Below are 13,665 nucleotides of genomic sequence, written 5' to 3'. Positions count from 1 at the left end.
GCCCGCGTGCATCCGCGCAGGACAACGCCCCTTGTCTCAGGGGGAAGATGCCAACCGGCGCGCAGGGGGCGCAAGATTGCGGCGTGGCCGGCTTCCGCCAGGTGGCGGCCGGTGGCCAGGAAAGACCGGAGTACGCATGGAATTCGAGGTCGTCGGACTCACCGCGGAAACACAAAGGGTGTACACCGCCTTGGTGGGTCTGCCGCGCGGCACCGCCGCGCAACTTGCCGCCGCGTGCGGCCTGTCCGTGAACGCGACGGGGCGGCTGCTGTCCGCGATGGTCAGGGACGGGCTCGCGACGCGGGCCGCGGGCCGCCCGCCGCGTTTCAGCGCGGCGGCGCCGGATGTCGCGCTCACCGCGCTCATCCAGGAGCGCGAGCACCGGCTGGACGCGGCACGCTCCCTGGTGCGGCGGCTCGCCGAGTCCCACCGCGAGGCGCTGCGCATCAGCGATCCCGACATCGCGGTGGAACTGCTCACCGACCGCGAGGACATCAGCGCGGCGGTGCACCGGCTCACCGACGGTTCGCGCCGCCAGGTCCGCGCGTTCGACCGGCCCCCGTACGTCGACCGTCCCGGCAGCAACCTGCACACGCAGGTACGGCGGCAGCGGGTCGGCGTCGTCCACCGGGTGATCTACGACCGGGCGGCGGTGGCCTGGCCGGGGCGGCTGGAGACCGACATCCTGCCCAGCGTACGGACCGGCGAACAGGCCAGGGTGCGCGCGCAGTTGCCGCTGAAGCTGGTGATCGGGGACGACCAGGCCGCGGTGATCCCGTTCAGTCTGGCGCCCGGCGGGCATGCGGCGGCCTACCTGATCCACCGTTCGCCGATGCTGGCGGCGCTGGAGGCGCTGTTCGAGGCCGAGTGGGAGCGGGCGGCGCCGCTGACCGGCGCGGGCCCGGCGGACGAGCGCCCGGGCCGGCCCGACGCCGAGACGCGCGCGCTGCTGACGCTGCTCGGTTCCGGCTGTACGGACACGGCCATCGCCCGTGCCCAGGGCTGGAGTCAGCGCACCACGCAGCGTCGCATCCACCGGCTGCTGACCGACCTGGGCGCGGCCACCCGTTTCCAGGCGGCGGCGCTGGCCGCGCAGCGCGGCTGGTTCCACGAGTCCGCGCCGCCGGCCGACCCGCGCTCCGGCGGCGCGGCCGGATGACGCGCGGGCCGCGCCTGCCGCGTGCGCGCCCCGCCCCGCCGCGCCCTGCCGCGGCGTCAGGCGAGCCCCGTGCGGCGGCGGCTCCCGGGACGCCGGACACGACGCCCGCCCGGCGCCGGCTGCCAGGCGGCGCCGGGCCGGGCGCGACGCGGACGGCGGGAGCGGTCAGGGCAGGTCGAAGCCCAGGGCACGGGCGGCCGTCTCGGGGGTGGGCTGCGACCAGTGCTCCGCCACCGCCTCGTTGCTGGACAGCGACCGGGTGAGGGCCAGGTCCAGGTAGAGGGTGCCGCGCAGGTGGTCGGTCTCGTGCTGGACGATGCGCGCCGGCCAGCCGGTGAGGACCTCGTCGATCGCGCGGCCGCGCTCGTCCTGCCCCCGCAGCCGTATCCGGGCGTGCCGGGCGACGACCGCCTGCCAGCCGGGCACGCTCAGGCACCCCTCGAAGAACGCCGCCTTGGCGTCCCCCTCGGCCTGGTACGAGGGGTTGACCAGCACCCGGAACGGCAGGGGGGCGCGTTCCCGCGCCGCGAGCACCTCCGGGGATCCGGGGGCCGGGTCCTCCATCACCGCGATGCTCAGCGGGATGCCGACCTGGGGCGCCGCCAGGCCCACCCCGGGGGCCGCGTGCATCGTCTCGCGCAGCGCGGCCACGAACCGGTCGAGCAGCGCGTCGTCGAACTGGCCGTCGTACGGCTCGGCGGCGCCCCGCAGCACCGGATCGCCGGCGGCGACGATGGGCAGCGCACCTCCGGGCGCCAGGAGTTCCTCGACGCGAGCGGCCATGGACCTGTGTGTCGTTGAAGCAGCCATGGGTTCAGCTTGCCAGGGGCGCGCGTGTGTGTGCGCCGCAGCCGTCCAGGCGCACGTCCGCCGTCGGTATGCGGGCCCCGCCGGCGTATGACGCGGGCTCACCCACCGGTAGGTGTGTGCCGGGGGGCTGCCGGTGCGGCCGGGACGGGGCCGGCGGCGGGGACGTCGAGCGTACGGGGACGGCTCGCCCCCCTCGGCCTCGTGGGCGGCGAGGGGGGCGAGCCGTCGCGGGGCCCGGCGTGCCGCGGCTGACATGCGGCAGGCCGGGTCCGGATCACCGGGTGGCGCGCGCGGCCTCCTCGATCACGCGGGCGACGAGACCGGGGTGGGAGACCGCGACGGAGTGCGAGGCGGCCACCTCGGTGGTGTGGGCGTGGGCGCGTTCGGCCATGAACCGCTGCACGGCGGGCGGGATGTTGAGGTCCTCGGTGGTGATGACGTCCCAGCTGGGCTTGCTCTGCCAGGCGGCGGCCGTGGCCGGCTCCTCCAGTGCGGACTGGGCGATGGGCCGCTGCTCGGCCGCCATGAGGGCCGCCTGGTCGGCGGGCACGTCGGCGGCGAACTGGTGGTGGAACTTGTCCTGCTGGATGTAGAGGTCGGTGCCGGTGGCGCCGTCGGGGGTCGTGAACGGGACCGGGTCCAGGGCGTCGGGGAGGGTGGAGCCGGGGTACTTGTTCGTCAGGCCCAGTGCCGTCTCGCCCGGGGCCGGGAGGAAGGCGGCGACGTAGACCAGCGCCTTGACCTCGGGGTCGTTCGCCCCGGCCTCGCTGATCACCGAGCCGCCGTAGGAGTGCCCCACGAGGATCTTGGGGCCCTGGATGTGGTGGAGGAGGCTGCGCAGGGAGGCGGCGTCGGCGCCGGGGCCGCGCAGCGGGTCGGCGGCGGCGACGACCGGGTAGCCGTCCGCCCGCAGCTTCTCGATCACGCCGTTCCAGCTGGAGGCGTCGGCGAAGGCGCCGTGTTCGAGGACGATGGTCGGCCGGTGGACCGGGTGCGCCGGGACAGCGGCGTTCGCGTTCGCGCTCACGGCGAAGGTGCCGAAGGCGGCGGCCCCGGCCGCGGCGGTCACGAACGCGCTCGTCACCAGCCGCTTGCGCTTGACACCCTTGATGCTGACCACGAAAAACCCCTTCCTGGGACGGAACTGCCGTTGCCGAAGACATGTGTTCACATGCTTCACGGCTTCATATGCGTCATGTGCTTGACGTGTCGTACGGGCCGCGTGGGCGGCCATGGCCACACCCTCGCCCACGGGCCGGGCCGGTGGCATCCGTCACATGACGGTCCGCCGGCGGTCTGCCGCGCAGCCCGGCGACCGAGGGCGAACGGCCGGGCGCATTGCGGCCTTTGCCGCGGGAAGTGGCTGGTCAGGAACCGATTCGGCGCTGTGGGGCGCGCCACGGACCCGCGCCCGGCGTCGCACGCCTAAGCCATTCGACTGCATCGCGCACGACACGTCGCGGCGTCCGCGCGGTCCTCCCCCGGCCCGACCCCCTCGGGTGTGCCCGTTCGGTGACCGCGGTGCCGTGCGGCTGCCGCCGGCAGGCGCCCGTCGGCCCGCCGACGGGCGTTTCGGCTGCTCGGGAGGTGGAGCGGGTGCGGACCCGCCTTGACGCCCGGCCCGCGAGAGCCAATACTCGTCACCAGTTCAATAAGTGACTGTCATGGTGTCGCGCGGTGCGGCACGGGCGCTCACGAGGAATGTCCGCCCGTTGAGCACATGTGGCTCACCAGGGCCCGGGAAGGAGCGCGGACGATGGCAGACCGGCCGAAGGCAGGAGCCGAGGGGCCGCCGGTAGGGCGGCGGGCGATGCTGGGCATGCTGGGGCTCGGGGTGGCGGGGCTCGCCGCCGCGCCGCCCCTGCAGCGCGGCTGGGACGCGTTCTTGGCCAAGGCCTCGCAGGCCGACCCGACGGGTCTCAGCGGCCTGCTGCCGAATCCGGGCGGCTTCCGCTACTACAGCGTCGTCGGGTCCGTACCGCACAAGGACGAGACGGACTACACGCTGCGGATCTCCGGACTGGTCGACAGGCCGATGACGCTGCGGCTGGCCGACCTGCGGGCGATGCCGCAGACGCGGGTGGTGCACGACGTGCAGTGCACGGACGGGTGGCGGGTACCGAACACGCCCTTCACCGGGGTGAGGCTGTCGGACCTGCTGGACGCGGTGGGTGTGCGCCCGCGGGGCAGGGCGCTGCGCTTCACCTGTTTCGACGGGGCCTACTCCGAGAACCTCACCCTGGACCAGGCCCGCCGGCCGGACATGCTGGTGGCCCTGCAGATGCAGGACAAGCCGATCAGCCATGCGCACGGCGGTCCGGTGCGGTTGTACGCGGCCCCGATGTACTTCTACAAGTCGGCCAAGTGGCTGTCCGGCATCTCGGTCACCGACACGGTCGTCCCCGGGTACTGGGAGGAGCGTGGTTATGACATCGACGGCTGGCTCGACGGAGCGGACAAGAACGACGGCGGCGTCCAGGGCTGAACACGCGGGCCGGATCCGGCGGTTCAGCCGGGCCGAGCGCATGGTGCACCGGAGCACCGGCCTGCTGATGCTGCTGTGCCTGGTCACCGCGGCCTGCCTGTACCTGGGGCCGCTCGCCCAGCTCGTCGGGCGGCGGACCCTGATGGTCACCGTGCACGAGTGGTCGGGCATCGCGCTGCCGCTGCCGGCCCTCCTCGGCCTGCTCTCCCCCGCCTTCCGGGCGGACCTGCGGCGGCTGAACCGCTTCGCGCCGTACGACCGGCAGTGGCTGCGAGCCGCCCTGAGGCGTACGCGCTCGCCGCGGGTGCGTCCGGCGGGCAAGTTCAACGCCGGCCAGAAGCTCTACGCGGGCTGGATCGCCGGCGCGGTGCTGGTGATGATGGCCACCGGCCTGCTCATGTGGTTCATGGGCCTGCTGCCTTCCGTCTCCCGCACCAGCGCGATCTTCATCCACGACTTCCTCGCCTGGGCGATCGTGATCGTCCTGGCCGGCCACGTCCGGAAGGCCTACGCGGACCCGGAGACGGCGCCGGGCATGCGCACCGGCTTCGTCAGCCGCGCGTGGGCGCGGCGCCACCACCCCCAGTGGCTCGACGAGTTCGACGAGCTCGACGACACGCTCGACGCTGCGGACGAGCCAGGCGAGCCCGGCGGGTCAGAAGGGCCCGACGAGGGCGGGACCGCCCAGGGCCGCGCCTCGGGCCGGCCCGAGCCCAGGGCCGCGCGCCGGTGATTCCGTGCTTCCCGTCAGCAGCGGCCCGTTGCCGCCCCTACCATCACCTGTCAAAATGGTGACATGAATCTCACCCATGTCTTCGTCTGCGACCACCCGGCGCTGGACTTCGCCGCGACCCTGCGGGCCAGGCGATCGACGCGCTTCGAGATGTTCGCGGCACCGGACCGGCTGGACGCCTGGTACCTGGAAGCCGGAATCGTCGACGCACTCGCCCCCAGCCGCCAGGCGGACGTCGACCAGGCAGTGACCGTACGAGAAGCCATCTACAGCCTGGTCACCGCCCGCCGACTCGGCGAGGACTACCAGCCGCGGGCCCTGGACGTGCTCAACGCCGCGGCCCGCAAACCCGCCGCCGTACCGCAGCTCACCCCGAACGGCCGCCGCACCTCGGCCACACCGGAAGAAGCACTGGCCACCGTCGCCCGCCAGGCCGTCGAACTCCTCAGCGGACCCGACGTACCCCTCCTCAAGGAATGCAGCAACCCCGAATGCACCCGCGTCTACATCGACCGCTCCCGCGGCATGCGCCGCCAATGGTGCGGCATGGAATCCTGCGGAAACAAGATCAAAGCCGCCGCCTACCGCGCCCGCAAGAAGAACACGCCCGCCGGTGCCTGGGGGGCGCGGTCCTTCGGGTGCGTGCCGTCCACCGCGCCACATCGGCGGGACAGTAGACGCCTGATGTTTCACGCCGACTACACTGAGCCGCGTGAGAGCTGACGCGGCGCGCAACCTGGAAGCGGTCCTGACCACCGGGGCGCGCATGCTCGCCTCCGATCCGGGCGCGAGCATCGCGAGCATCGCCGCCGAGGCCGGCGTGGACCGGCGTACGGTGTACCGGCGGTTCGCCTCCCGCGAGGACCTGCTCGCCGCGATCTACGTGTCGCGGCTGGAGGCCATCGAGCGGGCCATCGAGGACGCGCGGCTGCGCGAGGCGCCCGTCGCCGTCGCCCTGCACCGCTACGTGGAGAACATCATCGCGGTCAACCGCATGTGGCCCGTCGACCTCACCCGCATGCTCGCCGACGACGCCGTCCGGGAGCGGCGTGAGGTGTCGCGGCGCGAGGTCGACCGCTTCCTCCAACGGGCCACCGACGAGGGCGTGCTGCGCCCCGCGTCACCGGAGGGCTGGGCCGCCGCGCTGCTGCCGCAGCTCATGCACCTCGTCGCGCGGCAGATGCCGCACCTGAGCCCCGCGCAAGCCGCCGACCTCGTCGTCGACACCTTCCTGAACGGCCTCGGAGCGCGCTGACCGCACCCGCCGGGGTCGGGCACGGTCGCACGACCCCGTTCCCCGCCGGGGTCGATGTCGTGCGCTCCGGGTCGGGCCCTACGAGGACCGCAGATGCGCCAGGACCGTGCGCACCCCCCGCTCGACCGCCCGGCGGGCCGGTTCCGTGTGGTCCAAGGACTCGAAGCCGTGGCGGGCCCCCGGCACGTCGATGACGTCGACATCGGCGCCGCAGTCGGTGGCCGCGGCGAGGAACTCCGCTACGGTGGCGGCGATTTCGGGGCGCTCCAGTTCGACCCGGGTGAGCACGACGGGCAGTCGGCCCGCCTTCCGGACGGCGACCGCGGGCCGGAAGCGGGTGTCCGCCAGGCCCCAGCCCGGGAGGGGGGCGAGCACGGGGTAGGAGGCGGCCACGCAGCGCAGCCACGGCGGGGGTCCGGCCAGCCAGTCCGCCGCGAGCAGGCCCCCCGCGGACATGAACCACAGCGCGACCCGCTCCGGGTCCACCCGCGGGTGGACCCGCACCAGGTCCACCGCCGCCGCCACGTCGCCGGCCGCCCGTTCGTAGTCCCCCAGGTCGTGCAGCGTGTGGTCGAACGTGACCCCGATTCCCCCGCTCGCGGCGACGTGCCGGCCGTACCCCGTGAACACCGGCCAGTCCCGCGGAGTCGGCCGGGCGCCCGCCGGAACGGGGCCGCCGTGCACGAACACGACCGCGGGTCGCGGATCGCCGTCCCCGGACATGTACAGGTCGACGTTGCCGACGCGCTCCCGGGTGACGGCGGGGGCGCCGGCCGCTTGGGGTACGTCGAGCAGGAACGGCCGCAGGTGCCCGGGCGGTTCCTCGCCCGCGGGCGTCAGGCGGTGTCCCTCGCCGGCGGCCGCCCGGCGCAGCACCCGGGCCAGTTCGGCGGGGGCGGACAGCATCGGCCAGTGCCCGGTGTCCAGTTCGAAGAAGCCCACCCGCGGGTCGGCCAGTTCCCGCAGTCGCGGGTCACCGAGCCGGACCAGGGACTGCACGAGGGCGATGCTCGACCCGTTGGCGGTGCACAGCACGCCCGTGGTCGGCACGCCGCGGGCGGCCTCGCCGGTGCGCAGCGGCTGGGTGAAAGTACGGGCGGGCTGGGGCACGGCGCGGTGGGCCAGTTCGGCCAGGGCTTCCTCGGGGACACCGGCGGTGCTGCCCCAGCGGGCCCAGTCGGCGGGGGGCGCGGCGGCGCCGGCCGGGGTCCTGGAGGGCAGCGCGGCACCGTCCTGCGCCGACGCCGCCTCCACCGTCGCGCCGCCCGCCGTCTCGGCGGCCGGCCGCTGCCGCAGCGCCCGGTCGGGCAGCAGCTCCAGCGGCAAGGCGCCGTCCGCCGGTACGGCGGTGTCGACAAAGACGAGGCGGTCGACCCGCCCCGGGCGCCGCCCGGCGGCGGCGAGCATGGGGTGGACGCCGTAGCAGTGACCGACGAGCACGACCCGGGAGGCCGTGATCGAGTCGACCAGCCGCACGATGTCCTGGATGTGCGTCTCCAGGTCCGGCCCCGGGCCCGTGGTGGCCGCGGGCCCCGGACCGCCGGGCACGTGGCCCTCGCCCATCCCCGTCAACGTCACCGGGTACGCGTGCGCGCCCTGCGCCCGCAGCGCCCCGGCCACCGCCTCCCACACCCAGCCGCCCGTATGCGCGCCCGGGACCAGTACGAACGCCGTCGTGGATGTCATGAACACCCCTCCTCACCCTGCGGTGAACCTCGTTGGGACCTGCTCACCGGTACGCTAGGAACTCCCCCGGAGGGAGGTTCAAGCGTGGCCCGCGACGGGTTGTGCAGCATCGGCGAACTCGCCGCCCTGGCCGGTGTCACCGTCAAGACGGTCCGCTTCTACTCCGACCGCGGCCTCCTGCCCGAGACGGCCCGCACCCACGGTGGCCACCGCCTCTACGGCCCCGGCGCGCTCGACCGTCTGCGCCTGATCCGCTCCCTGCGCGCCCTGGACCTGCCACTGCCGCAGATAGAGCGCGTCCTGGCGGCGCAGGACGAGGCGCAGGAAACGGCGCGGGACGCGGCCGGGGGCCCGGACGGGAGCGTCCGCGCGGCCGCACACACCGGCGTACCCCCGGCCGTACCCGCGCGGGCACAGACCTCCGTCCTGGAAGACGCCCTCGCCCGCCGACTGCGCGAGGTCGGCTCCCGGCTGGCCGTGCTGCGCTGGCAGGAGGCGGCCCTGCGTCTGCTGCACGAGCCCGCGACGCCGGGTGAACTCGCCCAGCGGCTCGGGCTGGTCGCCTCGGTGGCGGCGGCGCCGACCACGGCCCCGCTGGCCCGCTTCTGGCGGCAGTGGCTGCGTCCGGCGCGGCTGCCGGCCGCGCTGACCGACCGGATCGTCGACCGGGCCGTGCCGCAGCTTCCGGCCGACCCTGCCCCGGCGCACGTGCTGGCCTTCGCGCGGCTGCACGCGCTGGTCGCCGAGATCCGCCCGGAGGCGGACAAGAGCCAGCCCGTCGCCCACCGCCCCGGCAGCGGCTGGCGGCCCGAGGTCCTCTATCCGGGCCTGATGGAGGCGTTCGCCCTGGCCGCGCCCCATGTACGCACCGGCCGCCCGCCCGGCCCCGGCGACGCGCTCGACTGCTTCGTCGCCGCCCACGCCCGCGCCCACCCCGACACTCCCCGGGACACCCCCGCCTTCCGCCGACGCCTCGCCGTCCTGCTCACCTCGGAGCCCCGCGTCGACCGCTACTGGGCCCTGACCGCTGAGCTCTCCGGATCCCCCGCCACCCCCGGCGCCGCCCACACCTGGCTCAGCACCGCCTTGACCGCGCCCTCCGCCTGAGACCGCCCCCGCGCGCACCTCAGCCGCGTCCGGCGCCCAGGTGCCGGGAGTCGGCCCCCGGGCAGGCCCCGCCGGATGATCCGTGATCGGTGATCCGTGATCGGTGTCCCGGTCGGCCGTTCGACCTCCTCGGCCCTCAGATGCCGGTGCTGCCGCGAAACCGGCCGTGAACCGGAACCGGCCGTGCGAACCGGCCGTGCGAACCGGCCGTGCGAACCGGCCGTGCCAACCGGCCGGGACACCGCATCGGCGCCGGAAAGCCTTCGCGTTTTCCCTCACAGGCAATCTAACCGCCATAGACCGGTTGACAGGTTAGAGAGATCCGTGTTGACTTTTTCACGTAACCACTGAACGAAGCCATACCGGTTAGATGTCGGCGCCGGCCGACCTGACACCGAGCGGAGAACGAGATGACGACCATCCACCACCGTTACGCGACCGTCCGCGGGCAGCGGCTGTTCTACCGGGAGGCCGGGCCGAAGGACGCACCCACCGTCGTGCTGCTGCACGGCTTCCCCACGAGCTCGTTCATGTTCCGGAACCTCATCCCGTCGCTGGCCGACCGGTACCACGTGATCGCCCCCGATCACCTGGGCTTCGGCCTGTCCGACGCACCGCCGGCGGACGAGTTCGACTACACCTTCGACGCCCTGGCGGACCTGACCGCGGGGCTGCTGGATCAGCTCGGGGTGACCCGGTACGCGATGTACGTGCAGGACTACGGGGCCCCCGTCGGCTGGCGCCTGGCCCTGGCGGACCCGGCCGCCATCACGGCGATCATCACCCAGAACGGCAACGGCTACGAGGCGGGTCTCACCGAGGAGTTCTGGAAGCCGGTGCGCGCCTACTGGCAGGAGCCGAACGCCCGGACCGAGGCGGGGGTGCGCCAGGCGCTGACCCTGGAGGTCACCCGCTGGCAGTACCTGCACGGCGTGCCGGACGAGAGCCTGGTCAGCCCCGACACCTGGCACCACGATTTCGCGCTGCTGTCACGCCCGGGCAACGACCTGGTGCAGCTCGCGCTGTTCGCCGACTACGCCGGCAATCTCCCCCTGTACCCGAAGCTGCACGCCTATCTGCGCGACAGCCGGGTCCCGCTGCTGGCCGTCTGGGGCCGCAACGACGAGATCTTCGGTCCCGAGGGAGCGCTGGCCTTCGCCCAGGACGCCCCGGGCGCCGAGATCTGCCTGCTCGACGGCGGGCACTTCCTGCTCGAAAGCCACTTGGACGACGCCGTCGCCGTCATCCGCCGCTTCCTCGAAAGGTCCGTGGGCCGACCGAGCGCACCCGGCCGCCCCGAGGGCCGCACATCGGCGGCGGCCGGCCCGAAACCTGACATGACCTGAGCCGGCCTCACCCCACCTGTCCCTCCCCGGCCGGGGTCCTGCCTCCGGCCCGCTGCCCGAGCGGATGCCGTTCGCCGAACCGCTGCGCCGACGCATGCCGGTCCGGTTCGCCGGTACGTGGATCGCCGACAGCGAGGAGTCGTGCCGCCGCACGGGCCCGGCCACTACCCGGTGGCGCAAAACCAGGCTGCTGTAACCTGTGAAAGGAATTGACCTGGTTAGGAGGCGCGCGGGGTGGACGACCGAGAGCGGCAGGACGCGCTGCTGGAGCTGCTGAACAGCACTCCGGTGGTCAACGGGCTGGTCCAGGACCTGCTGGCGGACCCCGAGGCGGCCAGGGCCTGGCAGAAGGCGCACGGCGGCACCGGCGGCGCGGAGGAGCGGCGCCACCTGCTGCGGGCGCGCGACATCCTGCAGGGCGTCGTACGCGGCAGTCAGCCGGCCACGTCCCTGACGCCCCTGCTCGACGACGTCGTCTCCCGCCCCCGCGTCTCCCCCGCCGGGGTCGACTGGGAACTGCGGGCACCCGCGCCGCGACGGATGGCGGTGGAGGCGGTCATGGCGTGGAGCGCGCTGCAGGCGACCGTGCCGGGGCGGCTGCGGCCCTGCGCCAACCCGGAGTGCCGGCTGTTCCTCCTCGACCGCAGCAAGACCAACAAGGCCCGTTGGTGCTCCATGGCGGTGTGCGGAAACAGGATGAAGGCCAGACGCCACTACCAGCGCACCCACCCCGCCGCGGCCGGATGACGGACCCGCCCCGGTCGCGGAGCACTCGCACCGCGGCGCGACGCGGACACGACCAGGACCACGAGTCGCTCACAGGAGATCATCATGACCGGCACCGGGCAGCGCGGCACGCTCCAGCGGATGGACAACGTCGCCGTCGTCGTCGACGACCTCGACGCGGCCAAAGCGTTCTTCACCGAACTCGGGATGGAGCTGGAGGGGGAGGCAACGCTGGAGGGCAGCGTGGTGGACCGCCTCATCGGGCTCGACGCCGTGCTGACGGACATCGCCATGATGCGCACCCCGGACGGCTCCGGGCGGATCGAACTGACCAAGTACCACAGGCCGGCGAGCCCGAGCGGCGACCAACTCGTCCCGGTCTACGCGCTCGGCGCCCACCGCGTCATGTTCGCCGTCACCGACATCCAGGACGTCGTGGGCCGCCTCGAACCGCACGGCGCCGAACTCCTCGGCGACATCGTGAGTTACGAGAACAGCCACCGGCTCGCCTACCTGCGCGGCCCCGGCGGCATCGTCCTCGCCCTGGCCGAACAACTCACCTGACCGGTGGAGGGGGACGGGGACAGGGGAACGGGGACGGCGGCGGCGGACGCCGAGGGCGTGCGCCGCGTTCGCCCGGTCAGCGTTCGCGGCGGATGCCCTCCAGCAGCAGCGTGACGTGCCTGCGCCAGTCGCCGGTGCAGGTCATGTTCGCCATGGCGCCGCGGGTGATGAGGACGAAATCGTCGCCGTGGAAGTCCGCACGCAGGCGGCCGGCGTCGACGGCGCGGCGCACGACGCGTTCGGTGATCGCCGAGAGGTCCGTCTTCTCCGCGGCAATGTCGGTCCAGCGCGGTTCCCCGGGGCCGAGGAGGGCGAAGCGGAACGCGGCGTCGGCCTCGGCGGATTCCAGGTAGCCGTAGAGCAGTGTCTCGAAGGCCGTCCAGGGGTCGTCCGCCTCGTCGGCGGCGCGGGCGAGTGCCGTCATCGCCTCGAACCGGCGGCCGATGATCGCCGCCAGGAGTGCCTGCTTGTCGGCGAAGTGGCGGTAGAGGGTGCCGACGCCCAGACCGGCGCGCTCGGCGATCTCGTCCATCTGCACGGCGTCGCCCCGCTGGGCGAAAAGCTCGCCGGCGGCGTCGAGGACGGCTTCGCGGTTGCGCCGGGCGTCGGCGCGCAGCGGGCGTTCGGGAGCGGTCATGACCACTGACTGTAGTTGACGACGCGGGGAGGCCACGTCTACATTTTCGGAACCGGAGTTCAGGTTCATGTTATGGAGGCTTCGATGATCGTGGTAACCACGCCGACGGGACAGATCGGCGGTCAGCTGATCCGCCGGTTGCTCGACCAGGGCCGGAAGGTCCGGGTCATCGCCCGGGACGCCTCGCGCCTGGACGACTCGGTCCGCGAGCGGGTCGAGACCGTCGTCGGCCCGCACGACGACCCGGCCGTGCTCGACGAGGCGCTGCCCGGCGCCGAGGCGCTGTTCTGGCTCGTCCCGCCGAACCCGCGGGCACCGAGCGCGCAGGCGCACTATCTGCGATTCGCCCGGGCAGCAGCAGCAGCCGTCGCCCGCCACGACATCGGGCACGTCGTCGGGGTCTCCAGCGCCGGACACGGCTGGCCCGACCCGGCAGGAGTTCTCTCGGCGGCCTTCGCGATGGACGCCGTACTGAGCCGGTCGGGTGCGGCCTACCGGGCCTTGTCCATGCCGTACTACATGGAGAACCTCCTGCGGCAGCTCGACACCATATGCGAGCAGGGCGCGTTCTACCTGACCTGGGCGGGCGACCTGCCGCTGGCGACGATCGCGACCAAGGACATCGCCGGCGTGGCCGCCGGCCTCCTCACCGACCTGTCCTGGACCGGGCAGGAGAACACACCGGTGTTCGGCCCCGACCGGCTGACGCCCGACGGCATGGCCGAGGTGATCGGCCAGGAACTCGGCCGTCCGGTCGCCTACCGCCGCATGGGCATGGACGGCTACGTGTCGCTCCTGCGCTCCCAGGGCGCCGGCGACCAGGCGATCCAGGACCTGACCGAGGCGTTCGCCGCGCAGGACCACGGCATCTACGACGAGGACTGGGCGAGCGCCGACCCGACACCGACGGACTTCAGGACCTGGTGCAGGGAGGTGCTCAAGCCCGCCGCGGACGCCCGTACGCCATGACCCGGGCCGGGCTCCGATTCCTCAACGGTTCGATACGGGGGGCCGGGCGGGCGGGCGGCGGGTCCGCGGCGCGGCGCACCGACAGCGCGCCCGCGGCCACGTTGTCCCGGGCCGGTCCCCGTCCATCCGCGGCCCGGACACCGCCTCCCAGGGCCGAACGCGCTCCTCCGTCCGCGGGGCGGTACGGC

At 73.7% G+C, this 13,665-nt stretch carries 13 protein-coding genes and 1 pseudogene; 10 read left to right on the top strand and 4 right to left on the bottom strand.

Annotation, left to right across the window (positions count from 1 at the left end; translation table 11 throughout):
• Nucleotides 1-136 precede the first annotated feature (136 nt).
• Nucleotides 137-1,159 (top strand): transcriptional regulator, encoded by a 1,023-nt coding sequence (locus tag K7G61_RS15850; RefSeq protein WP_225847479.1) that lies wholly within the window; start codon nt 137-139, stop codon nt 1,157-1,159.
• Nucleotides 1,160-1,324: 165 nt separating this feature from the next.
• Here K7G61_RS15850 and K7G61_RS15845 read toward each other — a convergent pair whose 3' ends face one another.
• Nucleotides 1,325-1,942, bottom strand: coding sequence for a peptide deformylase (locus tag K7G61_RS15845; protein WP_225847478.1), 618 nt, complete (start codon nt 1,940-1,942; stop codon nt 1,325-1,327).
• 301 nt (nt 1,943-2,243) lie between these two features.
• Nucleotides 2,244-3,089: an alpha/beta fold hydrolase gene (locus K7G61_RS15840; protein WP_225847477.1), complete on the bottom strand. Its 846-nt coding sequence runs from the start codon at nt 3,087-3,089 to the stop codon at nt 2,244-2,246.
• Between the two features lie 636 nt (nt 3,090-3,725).
• On the opposite strand from K7G61_RS15840, the gene K7G61_RS15835 reads away from it, so the two are divergent.
• From K7G61_RS15835 to K7G61_RS15820, 4 genes and pseudogenes are all read left to right on the top strand, one after another.
• The gene (locus tag K7G61_RS15835) at nt 3,726-4,454 is read left to right on the top strand and encodes a molybdopterin-dependent oxidoreductase (RefSeq protein WP_225847476.1); all 729 of its coding nucleotides are present in this window, start codon (nt 3,726-3,728) and stop codon (nt 4,452-4,454) included.
• Nucleotides 4,396-5,187 (top strand): cytochrome b/b6 domain-containing protein, encoded by a 792-nt coding sequence (locus K7G61_RS15830; protein ID WP_225847475.1) that lies wholly within the window; start codon nt 4,396-4,398, stop codon nt 5,185-5,187. The genes K7G61_RS15835 and K7G61_RS15830 overlap by 59 nt, the downstream gene beginning before the upstream one ends.
• Before the next feature lie 63 nt (nt 5,188-5,250).
• A pseudogene (locus K7G61_RS15825) lies at nt 5,251-5,805 on the top strand (ABATE domain-containing protein); the annotation flags it as partial.
• A 148-nt stretch (nt 5,806-5,953) separates the two neighbouring features.
• Nucleotides 5,954-6,442: a TetR/AcrR family transcriptional regulator gene (locus K7G61_RS15820; protein ID WP_225847601.1), complete on the top strand. Its 489-nt coding sequence runs from the start codon at nt 5,954-5,956 to the stop codon at nt 6,440-6,442.
• Between the two features lie 78 nt (nt 6,443-6,520).
• Here K7G61_RS15820 and K7G61_RS15815 read toward each other — a convergent pair whose 3' ends face one another.
• Nucleotides 6,521-8,128: an alpha/beta fold hydrolase gene (locus K7G61_RS15815; RefSeq protein WP_225847474.1), complete on the bottom strand. Its 1,608-nt coding sequence runs from the start codon at nt 8,126-8,128 to the stop codon at nt 6,521-6,523.
• A gap of 84 nt (nt 8,129-8,212) precedes the next feature.
• On the opposite strand from K7G61_RS15815, the gene K7G61_RS15810 reads away from it, so the two are divergent.
• From K7G61_RS15810 to K7G61_RS15795, 4 genes are all read left to right on the top strand, one after another.
• Entirely contained in the window at nt 8,213-9,235 is a 1,023-nt protein-coding gene (locus K7G61_RS15810) for a MerR family transcriptional regulator (protein WP_225847473.1), read from the top strand.
• Nucleotides 9,236-9,645: 410 nt separating this feature from the next.
• Complete coding sequence (locus tag K7G61_RS15805; protein WP_225847472.1) at nt 9,646-10,581, top strand: alpha/beta fold hydrolase; 936 nt, start codon at nt 9,646-9,648, stop codon at nt 10,579-10,581.
• A gap of 234 nt (nt 10,582-10,815) precedes the next feature.
• Nucleotides 10,816-11,328 (top strand): CGNR zinc finger domain-containing protein, encoded by a 513-nt coding sequence (locus tag K7G61_RS15800; RefSeq protein WP_225847471.1) that lies wholly within the window; start codon nt 10,816-10,818, stop codon nt 11,326-11,328.
• An 84-nt stretch (nt 11,329-11,412) separates the two neighbouring features.
• On the top strand, nt 11,413-11,871 hold the full coding sequence (locus K7G61_RS15795; RefSeq protein ID WP_225847470.1) for a VOC family protein: 459 nt from the start codon (nt 11,413-11,415) through the stop codon (nt 11,869-11,871).
• A gap of 76 nt (nt 11,872-11,947) precedes the next feature.
• On the opposite strand, the gene K7G61_RS15790 is transcribed toward K7G61_RS15795, so the two are convergent.
• Nucleotides 11,948-12,508 carry a TetR/AcrR family transcriptional regulator gene (locus K7G61_RS15790; RefSeq protein ID WP_225847469.1) on the bottom strand — a complete coding sequence of 187 codons (561 nt, stop codon included), beginning with the start codon at nt 12,506-12,508 and terminating at the stop codon, nt 11,948-11,950.
• A gap of 84 nt (nt 12,509-12,592) precedes the next feature.
• Here K7G61_RS15790 and K7G61_RS15785 point away from each other — a divergent pair, with 84 nt between their 5' ends.
• Nucleotides 12,593-13,477 carry an NAD(P)H-binding protein gene (locus tag K7G61_RS15785; RefSeq protein WP_225847468.1) on the top strand — a complete coding sequence of 295 codons (885 nt, stop codon included), beginning with the start codon at nt 12,593-12,595 and terminating at the stop codon, nt 13,475-13,477.
• The last annotated feature ends 188 nt before the right edge of the window (nt 13,478-13,665 follow it).

The sequence above is a fragment of the Streptomyces sp. HPF1205 genome, assembly GCF_020400825.1.
Lineage (GTDB): Bacteria > Actinomycetota > Actinomycetes > Streptomycetales > Streptomycetaceae > Actinacidiphila.
This window is presented reverse-complemented; position numbering and strand designations above follow the sequence as displayed.

Excerpts from the sequence above, each read along its gene's own strand:
- K7G61_RS15850 (WP_225847479.1), top strand. The coding sequence starts at position 137 with ATGGAATTCGAGGTCGTCGGACTCACCGCGGAAACACAAAGGGTGTAC.
- K7G61_RS15845 (WP_225847478.1), bottom strand. The coding sequence starts at position 1,942 with ATGGCCGCTCGCGTCGAGGAACTCCTGGCGCCCGGAGGTGCGCTGCCC.
- K7G61_RS15835 (WP_225847476.1), top strand. The coding sequence starts at position 3,726 with ATGGCAGACCGGCCGAAGGCAGGAGCCGAGGGGCCGCCGGTAGGGCGG.
- K7G61_RS15830 (WP_225847475.1), top strand. The coding sequence starts at position 4,396 with ATGACATCGACGGCTGGCTCGACGGAGCGGACAAGAACGACGGCGGCG.
- K7G61_RS15820 (WP_225847601.1), top strand. The coding sequence starts at position 5,954 with ATGCTCGCCTCCGATCCGGGCGCGAGCATCGCGAGCATCGCCGCCGAG.
- K7G61_RS15815 (WP_225847474.1), bottom strand. The coding sequence starts at position 8,128 with ATGACATCCACGACGGCGTTCGTACTGGTCCCGGGCGCGCATACGGGC.
- K7G61_RS15805 (WP_225847472.1), top strand. The coding sequence starts at position 9,646 with ATGACGACCATCCACCACCGTTACGCGACCGTCCGCGGGCAGCGGCTG.
- K7G61_RS15795 (WP_225847470.1), top strand. The coding sequence starts at position 11,413 with ATGACCGGCACCGGGCAGCGCGGCACGCTCCAGCGGATGGACAACGTC.
- K7G61_RS15790 (WP_225847469.1), bottom strand. The coding sequence starts at position 12,508 with ATGACCGCTCCCGAACGCCCGCTGCGCGCCGACGCCCGGCGCAACCGC.
- K7G61_RS15785 (WP_225847468.1), top strand. The coding sequence starts at position 12,593 with ATGATCGTGGTAACCACGCCGACGGGACAGATCGGCGGTCAGCTGATC.